Annotated in this window: 12 protein-coding genes; 6 read left to right on the top strand and 6 right to left on the bottom strand. The window is 44.0% G+C overall.

Annotated elements, in window-relative coordinates:
- Positions 1 to 146: 146 nt before the first annotated feature.
- Together MHB46_RS05065 and MHB46_RS05060 are read left to right on the top strand one after the other, a co-directional pair.
- Positions 147 to 1,421: an ABC transporter substrate-binding protein gene (locus MHB46_RS05065; RefSeq protein ID WP_341163685.1), complete on the top strand. Its 1,275-nt coding sequence runs from the start codon at positions 147 to 149 to the stop codon at positions 1,419 to 1,421.
- A gap of 33 nt (positions 1,422 to 1,454) precedes the next feature.
- Complete coding sequence (locus MHB46_RS05060) at positions 1,455 to 3,158, top strand: methyl-accepting chemotaxis protein (RefSeq protein ID WP_341161753.1); 1,704 nt, start codon at positions 1,455 to 1,457, stop codon at positions 3,156 to 3,158.
- 95 nt (positions 3,159 to 3,253) lie between these two features.
- On the opposite strand, the gene MHB46_RS05055 is transcribed toward MHB46_RS05060, so the two are convergent.
- Positions 3,254 to 4,528 carry an oligosaccharide MFS transporter gene (locus tag MHB46_RS05055; RefSeq protein WP_341161752.1) on the bottom strand — a complete coding sequence of 425 codons (1,275 nt, stop codon included), beginning with the start codon at positions 4,526 to 4,528 and terminating at the stop codon, positions 3,254 to 3,256.
- Positions 4,529 to 5,010: 482 nt separating this feature from the next.
- Here MHB46_RS05055 and brnQ point away from each other — a divergent pair, with 482 nt between their 5' ends.
- Positions 5,011 to 6,369 (top strand): branched-chain amino acid transport system II carrier protein, encoded by a 1,359-nt coding sequence (gene brnQ / locus MHB46_RS05050; protein WP_341161751.1) that lies wholly within the window; start codon positions 5,011 to 5,013, stop codon positions 6,367 to 6,369.
- A gap of 15 nt (positions 6,370 to 6,384) precedes the next feature.
- On the opposite strand, the gene MHB46_RS05045 is transcribed toward brnQ, so the two are convergent.
- The gene (locus tag MHB46_RS05045) at positions 6,385 to 7,305 is read right to left on the bottom strand and encodes an AraC family transcriptional regulator (RefSeq protein ID WP_341161750.1); all 921 of its coding nucleotides are present in this window, start codon (positions 7,303 to 7,305) and stop codon (positions 6,385 to 6,387) included.
- A gap of 181 nt (positions 7,306 to 7,486) precedes the next feature.
- On the opposite strand from MHB46_RS05045, the gene yicI reads away from it, so the two are divergent.
- Positions 7,487 to 9,811: an alpha-xylosidase gene (gene yicI / locus MHB46_RS05040; protein WP_341161749.1), complete on the top strand. Its 2,325-nt coding sequence runs from the start codon at positions 7,487 to 7,489 to the stop codon at positions 9,809 to 9,811.
- A gap of 137 nt (positions 9,812 to 9,948) precedes the next feature.
- Here yicI and MHB46_RS05035 read toward each other — a convergent pair whose 3' ends face one another.
- Positions 9,949 to 10,902 carry a serine hydrolase domain-containing protein gene (locus MHB46_RS05035; protein ID WP_341062849.1) on the bottom strand — a complete coding sequence of 318 codons (954 nt, stop codon included), beginning with the start codon at positions 10,900 to 10,902 and terminating at the stop codon, positions 9,949 to 9,951.
- 271 nt (positions 10,903 to 11,173) lie between these two features.
- Between MHB46_RS05035 and MHB46_RS05030 the strand changes: the two genes are divergently transcribed.
- Together MHB46_RS05030 and MHB46_RS05025 are read left to right on the top strand one after the other, a co-directional pair.
- Entirely contained in the window at positions 11,174 to 12,892 is a 1,719-nt protein-coding gene (locus tag MHB46_RS05030; protein ID WP_069291672.1) for a methyl-accepting chemotaxis protein, read from the top strand.
- Between the two features lie 90 nt (positions 12,893 to 12,982).
- A complete protein-coding gene (locus MHB46_RS05025; RefSeq protein ID WP_341161748.1) occupies positions 12,983 to 14,293 on the top strand; it encodes an MFS transporter in 1,311 nt (436 codons plus the stop codon).
- Between the two features lie 79 nt (positions 14,294 to 14,372).
- On the opposite strand, the gene MHB46_RS05020 is transcribed toward MHB46_RS05025, so the two are convergent.
- The 3 genes from MHB46_RS05020 to fsa all read right to left on the bottom strand — a co-directional run bounded on the left by MHB46_RS05020 (position 14,373) and on the right by fsa (position 16,879).
- Positions 14,373 to 15,572, bottom strand: coding sequence for an MFS transporter (locus tag MHB46_RS05020; RefSeq protein ID WP_341161747.1), 1,200 nt, complete (start codon positions 15,570 to 15,572; stop codon positions 14,373 to 14,375).
- A 1-nt stretch (position 15,573) separates the two neighbouring features.
- Positions 15,574 to 16,029, bottom strand: a complete 456-nt coding sequence (locus tag MHB46_RS05015) for a MarR family winged helix-turn-helix transcriptional regulator (protein WP_341161746.1) — start codon at positions 16,027 to 16,029, stop codon at positions 15,574 to 15,576.
- 202 nt (positions 16,030 to 16,231) lie between these two features.
- On the bottom strand, positions 16,232 to 16,879 hold the full coding sequence (gene fsa, locus MHB46_RS05010; RefSeq protein WP_013309811.1) for a fructose-6-phosphate aldolase: 648 nt from the start codon (positions 16,877 to 16,879) through the stop codon (positions 16,232 to 16,234).
- Between the last annotated feature and the right edge of the window lie 179 nt (positions 16,880 to 17,058).

Here is a 17,058-nt window from a genome sequence, read left to right as displayed (position 1 = left end):
AACTTAACGTAACAACCAGTTTGTACTATTTAATTACCTTCCGATATTTACCAACTAAAAATTGCTAATCTTCCTGGAGAATTATGTCGATAACACTGAATATTATTCATAAAATTTATCAAAGTAAATCTTTAGGGGGAAAGTTAATGAGAAAACAGCTAAAAGTTGCGATTTCTCTAGTATGTTTAATGATGTTTATAGGTTGTTCAGCTTCACCAGTATCACAGCAGACGACCAAGATTACACTTTTGAATTCCAAATCTGAAATAAAAACCCAATTAGAAGAAGTAGCAAAACAATACAATCAAGAGCACCCTGAAGTATCTTTAGAGATTATAACCGCTCCTGAGGGGACGTCTGCATATCAAAAGCTGATGTCGATGTACGGCTCAGGAACTCCCGCTACCATGTCGATGCTTGATCCTGGGGATGCTCAGCAATTTCTGGATAAAGCCGTTGATTTAAGCAAAGAAAAGTGGGTAGCTGATACGATAGAAAATGGACTTGACGCCGTTAAGAAAAGTGATGCTGTGCTGGGGTTTCCATTTGCAGTGGAAGGCTACGGATTAATTTACAATAAGAAAGTGCTGGACAAAGCAACAGGTGGGGCTTTTGATGCTTCCTCGGTAAAAAGTAGAAGCAACCTGAACTCATTAATGGCTAAGATTCAGAAGACGGGAGTAGCACCGGTCATGCTATCACCAATGGACTGGTCTCTGGGCTCACATCTTTTAGCTCTGTCTTATTCTGTTCAGCCTGGGGGTTTTCCAGAGTTTGTTAAGGGTATGCAGGATAACTCCATAGACATGTCCCAGAATAATGTAATGTCTGGATGGGTACAAACTTTAGACTTGCTCAAGGATAACAGCATCAATAAGAATTCGCCTTTGGACAGCACGTATGACGATGGAGCCAAAGCATTAGGAGAGGGAAAAGTGGGGCTTTGGTTTATGGGCAACTGGGCTTGGGCTGGGATTAAGAGCAATGATACAGCAAATGAGGAATACGGTTTTTTGCCCCTTCCGTTAAGCGATAATACGGATGACCCTAACAATGCTAAGATTACAGTCGGTGTAACAAAGTATATTTTCATTGACTCCACAGCTACCACACCTCAGGAGCAAGAGGAAGCAAAGAAGTTTCTGAACTGGCTGGTATACGACAAGTCCGGACAAGATTTTCTGGTAAACAAGGCTAATACGGTACCTGCGTTCAAAAATATTGATTTAGAGCCTGCCGATCCTTTGGGACGATCAATCAAGTCGTATATCTCGACCGGAAAGACACTGCCGTTTATGGCAACCCTTCCACCTGATCATGGGGGCATCACAGGAGCATCTATCCAAAGCTATATCAGTGGAAAGATAGATAAGACTGAGCTGTTGCGCCAAATACGCATATACTGGAAAGCTCAGCAGTGATGATACGAGACCTGTTACGGGAGGAAGATAAAGATGTTTAAATTAACGTTAAAGAAAAAAATAATTAGTGCAGCGCTCATACTGGTTATCGTACTGTCCCTTTCAAGTGTTATAGGCGTCATTAAAATGTCGGAAATGGGTGAGGCTTCTGACAAGGTAAATAACAGGTCTTTACCCGCGGTTATTCTTCTTCAGGGTATGGATAAGCAGATTACAGAAATCGATAGACTCACTGTTCGATTGATACTTGAAGAGGATGCGGCTGTTCGCAGTACTTATCAAGAAGAACTAACCAAAGCTACAGCTTCAATGGATAAGAGTGTAAATGAATATCAAAGTTTAGCCTCTACGGCAGAGGAAAAAGAACTGTTCACCAACTTTTATGGTCAGTGGGCAATGTATCTTCGCCATCTAAAGGTGGTTTCCGCTGCCATGGAAGAAAACGACAAAGTGATGGCCTACATGATCATTCATGGAAATTCTTCTATTTATAAGGCAGCATTAGAAGATGTAAATAAACTGAAGCTACTTAATGAGCAATACGCAACTGATGCCGCTAATCAATCGAGTCAATCTTACCATTCAGGTAGAATTTTGATGATTTCTCTGACTATCATATGTACGATCCTTGGAATCATCGGTTCTTTTTTACTGGCTCAATCGTTCACTAAGCCCATATTAAAGATAGCGGAACAGATAAAGCTGGTAACGAGGGGGGACCTGCAAGTGGAGCCCCTTAGAGTCCAGTCAAAAGATGAGGTCGGGGAACTGGCATCCGATTTTAATGAAATGTGCGATTCACTGCGCAACCTTTTAAAGGAAGTTGTGGATAATTCCTTACTGGTTGCCTCTACGGCTGAACAGTTAACGGCCAGTGCGGAACAGACAAGCATCGCTACCGAGCAGATAGCTATAAGTGCCACTCAAGTTGCAGAGGGATCTCAGACACAGCTTGCAGATATAGCTGAAACGCTGAATTACACGGTAGACGTTTCTAAAAGTGTAGACAACATAACCAATCGCTTTGTTCATGTGGCTAATCTCACAACCCAAGCACAAGAAAAAGCAAACAACGGGAAAACCCAAATGTCTTCGACTGTCTCCCAAATAAGAGATGTGCATACCAAGGTAACTCAATCCGCTGAAGTGGTAAATATTCTAGGAGAAAAGTCTGCGGAGATCAGACAGATCACAGCTATGATCCGTGATATAGCAGCCCGAACCAACTTGCTTTCAATAAATGCGAGTATAGAAGCTGCGAGGGCGGGAGAGCAGGGAAAAGGGTTTGCGGTTGTCGCTTATGAAGTACGCAATCTGTCGGCACAAGCAAGTGAAGCAACAGGCAAGATCTCTTCGCTCGTCAACGAAATTACCTTAAGAACAGATGAAGTTGTGATTTCAATGAATGAAGGTGTTCAATCTCTGAATGAAGGTATGATGCTTGTCGAAGGTGTAGGTAACGTTTTTTCTGAGATTGTAGGTGCCGTTGAAGAAGTGAGCGGTGAGGTGGACACGGCGGCTTTAGAAGCAAGATCCGTAAATGAAGGAACCGTTTCTATGGTGGAATCGATGAAGAAAATTGCTGAAATCTCCGAACGTGCAGCAGATTCTACTCAAACAGTCGCAAGCGTAGTCGAGGAAACTACTGCATCCATGCAGGAAGTGTCTGCAGGTGCTAACATGCTTGCCAAGAGAGCGGAAGAGATGAATCAAACGGTGTCGGTATTCAAGATTTAAAATAAGCTTCAAATCAACTGGAGTTAAGAGCGGCAGCCGTGGACGAGAAAAAAAGTCCTAGACTGCCGCTGTTTTGTTAAGCTCAAACCATTAGATTACGAATGAACGGCTTCAGCTTTTTTGGCTGCTCTTTTCAGATCCTGTTTACGACGTTCCTCCAGAAACCGCTCCCCATTCTTCTTGTCTGCTGTCAGTGTAAAGCAGGATATGATGGTGAACAGGCCTGCAATGGAACCCAGAATTACATAAGTTATCGGGAAATTTAATACTTCATACATATGCCCCACAATGGGCGAGAAAATGGAAACCACCAGGGAGCCCATAAACAAATACAGCAGGTACATGGTGGAGGACAAGCGCTGGTCGAAGTTAACGGTAATGTATTTGAAGATGGCTACCAGAATAAGCGGTTTCTCCAGGGAGTGAATCATCTTCATTGCAGCTACCCATATGGAACCGAATGGCAACGAAGAGCCGATAATACGCAAAGACATGATCGACCCGGCAATAATTAATGCCCATTTGGCGGTCGTTTTGTTCACAAACCAAGGGGTAACGAAAAGGAACACAAATTCCAGGAAAACCTGCACAGCGCTCAAATCGCCAAGGAATTGATTTCCTTCCGCTTTGGAACTGAACTGTGATACGAAGTATGTGGCAAATTGTTGGTCATATACCTCATAGATTTGGGTCACGCCAACCATGAATAGCATAAGAAACCAGAACTTTCTGGTACGCACGAGATGCAGCACATCAATTAGCTTCAACGATTCTGTTTTCTGCTGCTCCTGTCCGGAAATTTCGACTTTGGTCAGGAAGATGCAGATCATGGCAACAACGGCAGATACCGAGGCAATCCAGAAGGTCAGATTTACATTGATATTGATGACCCGTCCTGCAACAAAAGTAGCCGCCGCCCACCCAAGCGAACCCCACATACGAACCCGTCCGTATTCAAAGCCGTATTTACGCGAAACTTTGTCCATATACGAATCGACGACACCGTTACCTGCATTAAATACCAAGCCGATAAATAGCGCACCAACAATGGCACCAATGACGAACTGCGTTTGTAGTAATGGACCGTACACATAAATAAAAAAGGGTCCAACGAGCAAAAGAATCGTAAAGAGTATGTACAGCAGATGTTTTCTCAAGCCCAGCTTGTCGGATAAGTAACCGAACAGGGGCTGCATGATCAAGGCCACGATTGAGTTAGCCGCATATAGAAATCCCGTGTAGGTTTCTGAAATTCCCAGGCTTTGTCCCAGCCAAATGACAAAAAAAGACATGGCGGCAGACCATGTAAACAGATAAGCGAAGTTAAAAATACTCATAGACCAATAGTTGCGTTTTGCCAAATTCATCATGTTTAGCACCCCTTCAAATTGTAGCCGCTCAATGTGTTGTCAACGTCAATATGTATTGTCAATACTATTAATTGTAAGGATTTTTCATTCGCTTCCATAGGGCATTTTCCCAAGATTTCCTGTGCTTATTTCAATCAGTTGAGGATTTGAATAAAACAGCAGATCCTGATATGGATTAAATTGGGCTCAAACTTTTTTAAATATGTTGAAGAGGAATAGTACTATATCTACATCTTGTAAGAAATAAGTCCTAAGTGTAAAATTCTCTTATAGTTCATTAAGCTCACTAAGTTCATTCTGCAAGTACAAAGTTACTTGAAATACTGATCGTATATAGAGTATTGTGTAACGATGAGTTAAGACGAAACCCACTCATCCTAAAGGCACGGGTTATCACTAGGCTCTATTAACATATATTATACAAATTAAAAAGAAAACGAATAAAAACAAAATGTTGTGAGTTCGTAGTTGGAGGATTTATTATGTCGAAAAGTGTTTCTTCGTCCTTTATTATCATTATAGGCTCAATGCTATTTGCCTTATTTTTTGGTGCAGGGAATCTAATCTTTCCACCTATGCTTGGGCAAATGGCTGGAAAGAATGTATGGATAGCCAATGCGGGTTTCTTGGTTACTGGAGTTGGCTTACCATTACTAGCCGTCACAGCCTTTGTTTTTTCGGGCAAAAGCAATTTGCAAACTTTAGCGAGTCGTGTACATCCTGTCTTCGGCCTTGTCTTTACAACAATCCTTTATCTAGCCATCGGGCCTTTATATGCAATTCCTAGAACCGGTAGTGTGTCATTTGAAATTGGAGTAAAACCTTTTTTTTCAAACAATGCAGATCATCCTGTCGCACTTTTTGTATTTACTATCCTTTTTTTTGCAGTTGCATGTTTGTTATCACTTAATCCTACAAAAATTATTGATGTAATCGGAAAGTTCCTAACACCCATTAAATTGACATTCATTGGATTACTTGTGATTGTAGCTATTATTCACCCAATAGGAAAATTCCAAGAACCTGCGGAAGGTTATACATCGAATGTCTTTTTCAAAGGCTTTCAAGAGGGTTATTTAACATTGGACGCTCTTGTAGCCTTTATTTTTGGAATTATCATTGTGAATGCAATTAAGGATAGAGGGGTTACTACAAAAAAAGAGTTGATGATCATTTGTGCCAAAGCGATAGCAATTGCGGTTATACTCTTAGCTTTTATCTATACGTCTCTTTCATACATGGGAGCTTCTAGCGTTGAAAAATTGGGTGTTTTAGGAAATGGCGCTGAGGTGTTAGCTAAGGTTTCCTCCTATTATTTTGGATCTTACGGTTCTATTCTATTAGGCTTAATGATTACAGTAGCGTGTTTAACGACAAGTGTGGGGCTTATCACTTCCTGCTCTTCCTTTTTTCATGGATTATTTCCAAAAATCTCTTATAAAAGAGTTGCTCTCATGTTATCTATATTTAGTACCCTTGTAGCCAACATAGGTTTAACACAGCTCATTAAGGTTTCAACGCCAGTATTAATGGCAATATATCCTATTGCTATTTCTCTTATATTTTTAACTTTTTTACATCCCGTATTTAAAGGGAAATCAGAAGTATATCAGGGCAGTTTGATATTAACCTTTATCATTAGTTTATTTGATGGCTTGAATGCTACTGGAATAAAAATCAATGTAATTAATGATTTTTTCACTCATCTTCTTCCATTATATAATGTAGGGTTAGGGTGGTTAGTTCCCTCTGTTTTGGGAGGCGTAGCTGGCTACATATTTACTAAGTTAAGAGGAAGAAAAATAATTTTAGTACTTATGAAGCCCAAAAAAAATAAATGATTTATCCTATGCATATTAGTCTGTTATATAAGGGACAGCAAGCGCCTGATCTGCTTCGTGCTGCTTACGGTACTGCGAAGGGGTCAGGCCGTTCCATTTTTTAAAGGTCGCAATAAAATAGCTTAGATTGTCAAAACCAACATCCAGCGCAATATCTACTACTTTACGATCACTTTGCTCCAGCAGCCTGCAAGCCTTTTGAATCCGATGATAGTTGATGTATTCTACCGGACTTTTCTGAACCATCTGCTTAAAAAAACGGCAAAAATGCCCCTCACTCATTCCAATCTCATCTGCGATCTCCCGTAAACGTATAGGTTCATGAGCATGACTGTTGATATACGCCAGCGCTTTTTTGATCCGTTCAACTTTGTTGCGTTGACCCGCCATAATCACATCCTCTCCGTTAGCAGGGGTCATGTGTGGGTACAGACAGGCGATCATGCTATAGAGCTGCGCCTTGGTCGCCAATTCACGGGCAGGCGCATTCTGCTCATGGCTGGTGATAATGTGTCGCAATGCAGCCAGCACCTCTTGCTCCCAGGGCTGCACGCCGCGAATGTGAGGGGGAGGGACAAGCTTTTTACTGATAAATGGGTCAATAAACTGCGTTTGCACCGTATCCTGCGTGCGGCTGTGCAGCATGTCGGGGTGAAACACCACCGCAGAAAATACGCAACGAGCGCTTTTTTGTAAATAACCTGCATGAAGCTCGCCGCTGTTGACAAAAAGAGCTTCACCTTCGTTCACCTCCGTATAGACCATATCCGTCTGAAATATGGCGCTCCCCTGTTCCACTACGATAAACTCCATCTCCTCATGCCAATGGGACTCCAGTACACTATTTCCATTTAGCTGCTCTACGCTCGGATATACGCTGACCGGATACATGGGATTGCCGTGAATTCGATTTTCCCGCAACATTTCTCTTTGCATTTCTATGACTCCTTTTCCGCAAACTGATTTATATATAAAACATCAAAATATTGATACAATACGTCAAAATAAAAGAAGTAAACCCTTACATAAATCAATATTATTATAGTAAGGATTTCGAAAAAATCCAATAAGCGATTTGGGATTAAGAAAATAAAGATTGAAGCGGAGGAAGAAACAGATGAAATTTACTGATGGCTATTGGATGGTTCGCAAGGGCTATGAAATACAAAATCCTGCTGATATCCGTGATATTGTGACGGACGATGCTTCCATGACGGTATATGCAGCGACCCACCGGATCGAGCACAAAGGAGATACACTGAACGGAGCGTTGCTGAAAGCGACCTACAGCTCGCCTATGCCGAATGTCATTCAGGTGCGTCTGAACCACCATAAGGGACGGGTGCATCAAGGGCCGAATTTTGAAATTCACACCTTGCCAACAGAGGTAGATATTATAGTGGATGAGGACGCAGCGGTACTGAAAAGCGGCGATCTGAGTGTGCGAGTCGGTCGTGGGAAGAGCTGGGATGTAGGCTTTTATGTCGAGGATCGTAAAGTCACAGGCAGCGGACATAGGGGACCAGGCTATATTACAGACCCGCAGGATCAGCCTTTTTTCCGAGAACAGCTGGAGCTGGGCATCGGTGAGTACGTATACGGACTCGGAGAGCGTTTCACCCCGTTCGTAAAAAATGGTCAAGTAGTCGATATCTGGAATGAAGATGGCGGGACTAGCAGTGAGCAGGCCTATAAAAACATTCCATTTTATCTATCGAATAAAGGGTATGGTGTGTTCGTCAACCATCCGGAAAAGGTATCCTATGAGATTGCATCGGAAAATGTATCAAAGGTTCAGTTTAGCGTCTCCGGCGAATCGTTAGAGTATTTTATTATTGGTGGAGCTAACCCTAAAGAGGTACTGGACAATTACACCAAGCTGACGGGTAAGCCTGCATTACCACCAGCCTGGACCTTTGGTTTGTGGCTGACCACTTCGTTCACAACAGATTATGATGAAGCGACCGTTAACCATTTTGTGGACGGGATGGCTGAGCGGGATATACCACTCTCGGTATTCCATTTTGACTGCTTCTGGATGAAGGAATACCAATGGTGTGATTTCCAGTGGGATCAAGATATGTTCCCAGATCCAGAAGGCATGCTGCGGAGATTGAAGGCTAAGGGCCTCAAAATTTGCGCATGGATCAACCCGTATATTGCAGAAAAGTCCATTTTGTTCGATGAAGGCATGGAGAATGGCTACCTGGTCAAAACAGCTGATGGAAGCGTTTGGCAATGGGACCTGTGGCAGGCAGGGATGGGGCTGGTTGACTTCACGAATCCGGCTGCTGTCGCATGGTACCAGGATAAGCTGAAGGTGCTGATCGATCAGGGCGTGGACTGTTTCAAAACCGACTTTGGTGAGCGTATTCCAACACATGTAGTTTATCATGATGGCTCTGACCCAATGAAAATGCATAATTATTATACGCATTTGTATAACAAGGCAGTGTTTGAAGTGCTGGAGGAAAAGCTGGGTAAAAATGAAGCAGCGTTATTTGCACGTTCTGCTACGGCCGGGGGGCAACAGTTCCCAGTTCACTGGGGCGGAGACTGCTCGTCGACGTATGAGTCGATGGCAGAGTCATTGCGGGGCGGATTATCACTTGGCTTGAGTGGGTTTGGCTTTTGGAGCCATGATATTAGCGGCTTTGAACTAACGGCTGCGCCGGACTTATACAAACGGTGGGTGCAGTTTGGACTTTTATCCTCCCATAGCCGACTACACGGAAATGTGTCGTACCGTGTTCCTTGGCTGTTTGACGAAGAGTCAGTTGACGTGGTACGCAGCTTTACCAAACTCAAATGCTCGCTGATGCCACACCTGTATGCTTCTGCTGTGGAATCCTCGGTGAAGGGACTGCCGATGATGCGGGCTATGGTGTTGGAATTCCCGCAGGACCCAACCTGTGCAACGCTCGATCGACAATACATGCTAGGAGATTCCATTTTGGTAGCTCCGATCTTTAATAAAGAAGGCAGTGTACAGTATTATGTACCAGAGGGTCAGTGGACGAATTTGTTAACAAACAAGAGCATGTCTGGTGGTCGTTGGGTCAACGAGTATCATGATTTTACAACCTTGCCTGTGCTCGTGAAGCCGAACACACTGTTGGCAATTGGTCATGAGGACAGTCGTCCGGACTATGATTATGCAGATCAAGTGGCGCTTCATTTGTTTGAGCTTGGAGAGGGGCAACAAGCTAGAACGGTTATTGTGAATACGTCAGGTGAAGAAGAGCTAACGGTTACTGTCAGCCGCAAGGATTCTGTTATTACGGTGAAGGCAGAAGGTGCTGTTAAACCATGGTCGATAGTCCTGCGCGGTATCCACGAGGCTGTTCAAGTGGAGGAAGGCAGCAGCCAGTCGGGAGAACAGGGTGTAATCATTACACCAGCTTCCAGCGGACAGCAAGAGCTTACGATTCACGTGGGCTAGGTAAGGCTCTAGAAAGTGGATGTGTCATAATGTAGCGATTATATGCAAAAAAGGGCTTGCCTGATCCAACAGGCAAGCCCTTTTTGATGCAGATTTTTGCTAGAGCCAGTTGCAACTTTTAGCTTTGGTATTTATTTCTATTTATTCTGCTGGAGTAGCAGCGGTACAATATACTGCCGGAAAATATCTACAGGAGTCCTTTTCTTTTTAAATCTATCAGCGGTAACGACAACAACCATGTCATACGACGGGACGACAACAATATATTGCCCACCAAAGCCGAGAGCGTAAAAATAGTCCGTTTCAGTTCCTATCTCTGTTTCATCTGAAAAGGAAGAAGTCCACCAGTGCCAGCCGTAAAATGCCTTTTGTGGTTTGGCAGCAGGAAGAAACGGACGGGTTGAATATCGGACTGTCTCTGTTTGGATGATGTGCCGTCCTTCCCAGCCTCCTTGGTTCAGATAAAGCCGCCCGAATTTGAGCATGTCCATCGGCCTGAGATGCAGTCCGAATCCACCCGTATGAGTACCCTGAGGATCGGTTTCCCAATGATAGCTTTCGATACTGAGCGGTTGGAATAATTGCTGCTCGGCAAATTCAGCAACTGTTTGTCCAGAAACATTACGTAGTATGGTGGCCAAAAGTTGAGAACAGCCAGAACTGTATTCCATTCGCGTACCTGGCACATCCGATAATGGCTGTGAAAGCACAAATTGCACCCAGTCTGACGTTTTGCTCATGGTAGGAAAAGAATTTTGTCCGCCAAATTCCGTCCAGTTAAAGCCTGCGGACATCGTCAGCAGATGTTCAATCGTAATATCACGCTTACGAGAATCACTATCTGTGGCCAACTGGGGAAAGAATTCGAGGATCGGCGTCTCCGGTTTCGGTCCCCGCTGCTGGTCCATAGCGATACTAACTAATGCGGAAATCACGCTTTTGGTACAGGAATTTATTTTATAGAGTTCATTAGCAATTTGAGGTTCACGATAATAATTCATGATCATGTTACCCTGCTGCTCAATAAGGCAGCTGCGGGTTTCCAACTCGTTAAGCACGTGAATAAGCGGTTTGAGTTCCAGACTTTTCATGCAGATCCTCCTTGAGGCTTATGGCATACCAATACATAGTATATCATTTTAATAGTCTGAAATTCGAAGGGTACAAACTGAAAAGAGTTCATTTACCTAATTTTGAATTTTTTTGTTCTTTGATATTAAAAAAGATATATATGTTCACTGAATAGACATAAATATATTAAAAAATCTATACACTTTTTCTGTTTCATTCAAAAAAACAGTCGAATAAAACGATATATAGTAAGTTGGACATTTTATTCAGAGATAACTGGGGGACCGATTCATGAATTTAACCATTAAGGCCAAAATGATTCTTAGCGCGATACTGATCCCGAGTGTGATTGCAGCCATGCTGCTGACCAATTACATTTTAAGCGTACATAGTGAGAATGAGTACAAGGATATTATGAATCGTGAAGAGGCTATAGCGTATAACTCGAAGTCTCTTCAATTTTTGTTAAACGGCATATCTAATGATGAGCGGGCATATTTGCTAACTCGTGACGAACAGTACGGGCGAGAGATCGGAAACAAGCAGAGTGAAGTTGCAAAGTTGCTACAGGAGACAGAAGCTCTGCTTAGTGCAGGTAATGAGGATTCTAAGAAAAAGATGACTGATCTCAAGACGGGAATTAATACCTATATGAATCAAGTTCATCGTTTACTGACTACAGCGGGGTATCAGAGTACAAGAGATGATGCTTTCCCGCCATTTTCTGATTTGCTCGATGATTTTGAAAACGAACGGGTGTTGCGCAAGCAACTTGATACCAAGGTAGTAGCCTTTGTCAAAGCTCAAGAGGATATGGTGACGGTGAAAGTACAGCAAGCGCACCAAACGATGACGAATACATCCTTGATTACGAGTGTTGTAGGACTTCTAGTTATCATTTACAGTATTTTTCAATCCATCGTGCTGATTCGTTCCATTCGTCCATTACACCATATGAATGAGCAGCTGTTGGAAATGTCTGAAGGTGGGGGAGATTTGCGTAGCCGACTGGATATTACGTCCAAAGACGAAATCGGTATGATTGCAAGCTCCTACAACAAGCTTATTGAGGGATTCCGCAGTATTATAGTGGATGCGCAGGATACGGCGCGTACATTAACCGTAACCGCAGAGCGGGTTAGCGTAAGTACAGAGGAAATGAATCAGGCCAATCGTCATACTTCCGGTGTAATGGAAGAGCTAGCGGCTGGTATGGAGCATCAGGTCGATGATATTACACAAACTACAGATACCGTGAAAGAGCTAGCCCACGAACTGGAGCATATTGCAGCTACGAGCCAGCAGGTGTACGAGTTATCTGATACAGCCGCTAAAGATGCAGAAGCAGGAGAACAATCTATAGGTCAGGCTATGCGTCAGATGGAGAAGGTAAGCGAAAGTGTAGACAGCTCTGCACGTGCTGTGCGTTCACTTAGTGAACAGGCCGAACAGATTGGCATGATTGGAGCTGTCATTACCGGAATAGCCAAACAGACAGGAATGCTAGCGCTCAACGCGTCGATTGAAGCGGCAAGAGCAGGAGAGCAGGGGAAAGGATTTGCTGTTGTAGCCTCTGAGGTAAGAAGATTGGCCGAGCAGGTATCAGTTTCAGCAGCAGAAATTACACAATTTGTGCAAAATATTCAGGAGCATGTTGGAAATGTCGCTTCCAGTATGCAGACAGGTACGGTTGAAGTGCAGTCTGGCGTAAAGGTCATGCAATCCGCAGAAACCGCATTTCGTCAGATTGGGAGTTCCATTCAACAGGTCAGCGAACAGATTCACAGTGTAAATCGGTCCGTAGAACAAATGTCCGGCGGATCCGAGCGAATGGTGGAAGCAGTAGAACGTATTCGTGAAGTAGCAGAGCAGTCGGCAGGGGGAACCCAGAGTGTCAGTGCGGCGGCTGAAGAGCAACTGGCTTCCATGGAGGAAATTGCGTCTTCCATTCATACACTGGCGGATATGTCGCAACTTCTGAATGCAAGGGTCGGTGGATTTAAAGTGTAGCCGCATAAATTCCCACCAATGTAAACACAATAACATCTGTTGAACGAATCAGAACAGCTGTGTTATTACTTTTGCAAAGGTGGTAACGGGATGCAACAAAATAAAGGGAATCTGCTTGCGTTAGGTTCCATCCCGCTGATGATGACGCTGGGTAATTCCATGCTGATTCCAGTTTTACCGGAAATCGGACGTAAGCTACATGTAAGCTCTTTTCGGATTAGTATGTTGATTACAGTATATGCGGTGGTGGCCATTTTACTGATACCGATTGCGGGCTATCTCTCCGACCGATTTGGCCGTAAGGCGGTGATTGTTCCCTGTCTGATTCTGACTGTGATTGGAGGGGGGATTTCTGCGGTGGGGGCATGGCTGCTTCACGACTTGGCAGCTTACTGGACCATTATTGCAGGCCGTCTACTCCAGGGTGCGGGAGCGGCAGGGGCTTTTCCTATAGTCATTCCGCTTGTGGGCGATCTGTACGAAAATGAGGATGAGGCCAGCAAAAACCTAGGGGTAGTTGAGACCTACAATACATTTGGTAAAGTGCTAAGTCCGATACTCGGTGCTGCGTTGGGCGCTGTTTTATGGTTTTTGCCATTGGCGGTGATTCCGGGCCTCTGTCTGATTTCGCTCATTTTAGTGCTTTGGCTGATCCATGTGCCTAAGCGTAAGAACCAACCGATTATGTTTCGAGAATTTGTGGGAAATGTGAAGCAAGTGCTTGCCGAAAAAGGACGCTGGCTCTATGCTATTTTCGCCATGGGCGGTATTTGTATGTTTGTCATTTTTGGCGTCCTGTTCTACTTATCCGACATACTAGAAAGTCGTTACAACCTTCATGGAGTGTGGAAAGGTTTTGTGTTAGCCATTCCGCTGATTTCCCTCTGTCTGTGCTCATATGTAGGAGGCAAGATCATCGGCAAGCACAAAAAGCGCATGAAGTGGATCGGTTTCAGTGGTTTGGCCTTATTGACGATCAGCTTTGCCATTCTCGGATTTTTCCAAAATATTTATGCGGTGATCGGATTGTTTACGTTAGGGGGCGGCGGGATTGGGCTCGCACTGCCTTGTTTGGATTCCCTCATTACGAAGGGAATTGAAAAAGAGGAGCGCGGAACCATTACTTCGTTGTATAGCAGCATGCGCTTTGTCGGGGTATCGTTAGGCCCTCCGGTTGTTTCATTGCTGCTGGGTCGCAGTGGACATGGTCTGCTTTTTGGCGTGATGGCCGCAGTGGGAGGCATTGCAGCTATGCTGATGCTGTTTGCGGTCAGACCCAAGCAGGATGAACCCACAGATGACAAATCCACTGACCCTATGAATGTGGATAAGGGGCTAACAGATGTGTCCCGAGAAAAGCCTCTTTCTCCCAAGCTAAGACGCAAAGCTCCTGTGAAATAAGAAATAACACCCGTTGTCCATGAAATCATGGCAACGGGTGTTTTTGAAAACTGAGCAAGTATAAACTAAATCTATAGTCTTACCCTCCTAGAGGGACATGCGTCTTAGGCTTACGGCTCGCGACGATTTGTATGACATAGATCAGTAAGAACAGTACAATAAACAGCGAGGAAAGACGGTACATCCACGCATAATCACTTGCTTTGGCGATAATGCCAAGTATAAGCGCTCCGGCTGCAACACCGAAATCGAGGGAGTTGAGAAACATTCCGTTTGCCATACCCCTCTGTTTAGGAGACACGACCTGAATCATCCAGGTTTGCAGGGTCGGCTGCATGACACCAAACCCGATACCGTAGCAAAGAGCAGACATATACATGAAGACATCACTGTGCGCATAGGAAAGCAGGATCAGACCGCCAATTAAAAACAGGGAGCCGGGGATGAGCAGTGCTTTTGCCCCCTTTTTGTCATAAATACGGCCCGAGAAGGGACGCACGATCAGCACGGATACCGCATTAAACAGGAAAAAGTAGGCAGGATGCGCCAGATTTGCTTCATCCCCGTAAAGCGCCATAAAGCCGAGTAACCCACCATATGTGATAGACATCAGCATGTTCAACAAGGCGGGAATCCACAATTTACGGTTAAATGCCGGTTTTCGCCCTTCTTCCAAAGGAACCATAGGTGGTTCGATGTGCCCCTTAGGTAGTGTACGAATCAGCCAGTAAGCCAACGGGAATATCACAACAATTACAGCTGCTGTCGTATAGGCAAGCAGGTTGAAACTCCCGTATTGCAGCATCGAAATGCCGATGGTTGGCCCAATCGACATCGCTAGACTGGTGGACAGACTAAAGAAACCCATTCCTTCACCGAGACGTTTGGGCGGGATGACATCAGAGGCCATCGTTGGAAAGGCTGTACTACTCATACCGAAGCCGATCCCAAATAACATCCGCATGAGTAGAAGCACTGTAATCGTCGGTGAAACACTGTACCCCAGCGTTCCTGCCAATGCAAACAGTAGGCCCACGAAGATCAGGGTACTGCGGTGTCCTTTTTCCAGCATACGGGCTGAAAAGAGTCGTGCTGCAATCGCACTTAAAGCGAATAAGGTGGTAACGAGACTCACCTGAACGGAACTGGCGTGGAATGTATTTTTCACATAAGAAGGAATGGAAGATAGGATCATCTGTAATTCCAGAAACAAAAATAAATTGGAAACCGTAAGAACGATAAATTCTTTGGTCCAAAGAGGTTGCTTGCCTTGTTGCATATTAATCGTTCTCTCCTTGTTTCTCTGATTCGGTCATGTTGGCGTGAATTTGTAAAAGAGTCCGGCGGAATTGCTTCAGATCGGCCGAGGAAATTCCTTTTACAAAATCGTGATTGGCATCACGTTCGACAGGAAGAGTCTCCTCCACAAGCTGTCGGCCTGCTTCAGTCAAATGAAGCAAATAGGCCCGACGATCCTGTGGGCTATTTACACGCCGTACCCAGCCCTTCTTATCCAACAAATCAATAATTCGAGTCGTGGTAGGCTGGTCCTTCACGGCCTTAGCTGCAATTTCTTTCTGATTTAAACCCTCAGCCTGATAGATTTGGTACAGAACCGACCATTGCTCTGGGGAAATATCATAAGGTTTGAGACGCTGTAAGAGCTGCTGACTCATTTTGCGGTGAGTAATCCCGAGCAACATCCCAATGGAACAATCGGGAGGTAAGTTATTCATAGGTACTCCTTTCCGTTTTCCGTACATAAATTACTTTGAAATTAATTAGTTGTTATAACAATTATATGAACAACAAGTTATTTTGTCAAAAAAAGTTGTTCAGCGTTTTGGGTTCTGCCATCGCTAAAGCCAAAATAAAAAACAGCCCGTAAAATACAGGCTGTTTGGGTTGATATAGTATCGTTTTGCCATGACTGGCGAATTAAGCTTTTGGTACAGTTTCCCAGTCCTTCAGGAAGCGTTCGATACCGCTATCTGTCAGCGGGTGTTTCCACAGAGAAGGGAGCAAGGAACCTGGAATGGTGGCAATATGTGCACCAGACAGAGCAGCATCTTCTACATGCTTAATATTACGGATGGATGCGGCGATGATTTCGGATTTCAGACCATGAATGTCCAAAATTTGTCTCAGTTCACGAATCAGCTTCATACCATCAACAGCAATATCATCCAGACGTCCTACGAACGGGCTGATAAAAGTAGCGCCAGCTTTGGCTGCCATCAAACCTTGAGCCGCGGAGAAAATCAGTGTTACATTCGTTTTGATTCCGTTCTTGGTCAGCTCGTTACAAGCGTACAAGCCGTCTTCGGTCATAGGAAGCTTGATAACCACGTTCGGTGCCCACTTGGCGATATCATAAGCTTCTTTGAGCATATCCTCAGCCTTCAGACCAATAACCTCAGCACTTACAGGACCTTCAACGATACTGCAAATCTCCTGAATGACTTCCTTGAACACTCGACCTTCTTTAGCGATCAGTGAAGGGTTCGTTGTTACACCATCAACCAGACCCAAACGTTCAATACGTTTGATTTCTTCAATGTTACCAGTATCCAAGAAAAATTTCATTTGATTTCCTCCTCAGGTTTATATAATACATAATACATATTACATGCGATGTACAATAGTTCATTTAAATGTAGCATATTGCACACGTTAAACTTATAATTAGTATGTATTACATTCTTAATTGTGACACATTTTAAATTTGAAAACAAGCTGTGTATGATTAAAATTTGATGAATTGT

It is taken from the genome of Paenibacillus sp. FSL H7-0703, from assembly GCF_038003485.1.
In the GTDB taxonomy this organism is placed as follows: domain Bacteria; phylum Bacillota; class Bacilli; order Paenibacillales; family Paenibacillaceae; genus Paenibacillus; species Paenibacillus polymyxa_B.
Note: the sequence above shows the minus strand (reverse complement) of the source record. Positions and strands in the feature narration are given on the sequence as shown.

Coding starts and splice junctions, on each gene's coding strand:
- MHB46_RS05035 (WP_341062849.1), bottom strand. CDS start 10,902: ATGAAAAGTCTGGAACTCAAACCGCTTATTCACGTGCTTAACGAGTTG.
- MHB46_RS05015 (WP_341161746.1), bottom strand. CDS start 16,029: ATGAATAACTTACCTCCCGATTGTTCCATTGGGATGTTGCTCGGGATT.
- MHB46_RS05045 (WP_341161750.1), bottom strand. CDS start 7,305: ATGCAAAGAGAAATGTTGCGGGAAAATCGAATTCACGGCAATCCCATG.
- brnQ (WP_341161751.1), top strand. CDS start 5,011: ATGTCGAAAAGTGTTTCTTCGTCCTTTATTATCATTATAGGCTCAATG.
- MHB46_RS05025 (WP_341161748.1), top strand. CDS start 12,983: ATGCAACAAAATAAAGGGAATCTGCTTGCGTTAGGTTCCATCCCGCTG.
- MHB46_RS05030 (WP_069291672.1), top strand. CDS start 11,174: ATGAATTTAACCATTAAGGCCAAAATGATTCTTAGCGCGATACTGATC.
- MHB46_RS05060 (WP_341161753.1), top strand. CDS start 1,455: ATGTTTAAATTAACGTTAAAGAAAAAAATAATTAGTGCAGCGCTCATA.
- MHB46_RS05020 (WP_341161747.1), bottom strand. CDS start 15,572: ATGCAACAAGGCAAGCAACCTCTTTGGACCAAAGAATTTATCGTTCTT.
- fsa (WP_013309811.1), bottom strand. CDS start 16,879: ATGAAATTTTTCTTGGATACTGGTAACATTGAAGAAATCAAACGTATT.
- MHB46_RS05065 (WP_341163685.1), top strand. CDS start 147: ATGAGAAAACAGCTAAAAGTTGCGATTTCTCTAGTATGTTTAATGATG.
- yicI (WP_341161749.1), top strand. CDS start 7,487: ATGAAATTTACTGATGGCTATTGGATGGTTCGCAAGGGCTATGAAATA.
- MHB46_RS05055 (WP_341161752.1), bottom strand. CDS start 4,528: ATGATGAATTTGGCAAAACGCAACTATTGGTCTATGAGTATTTTTAAC.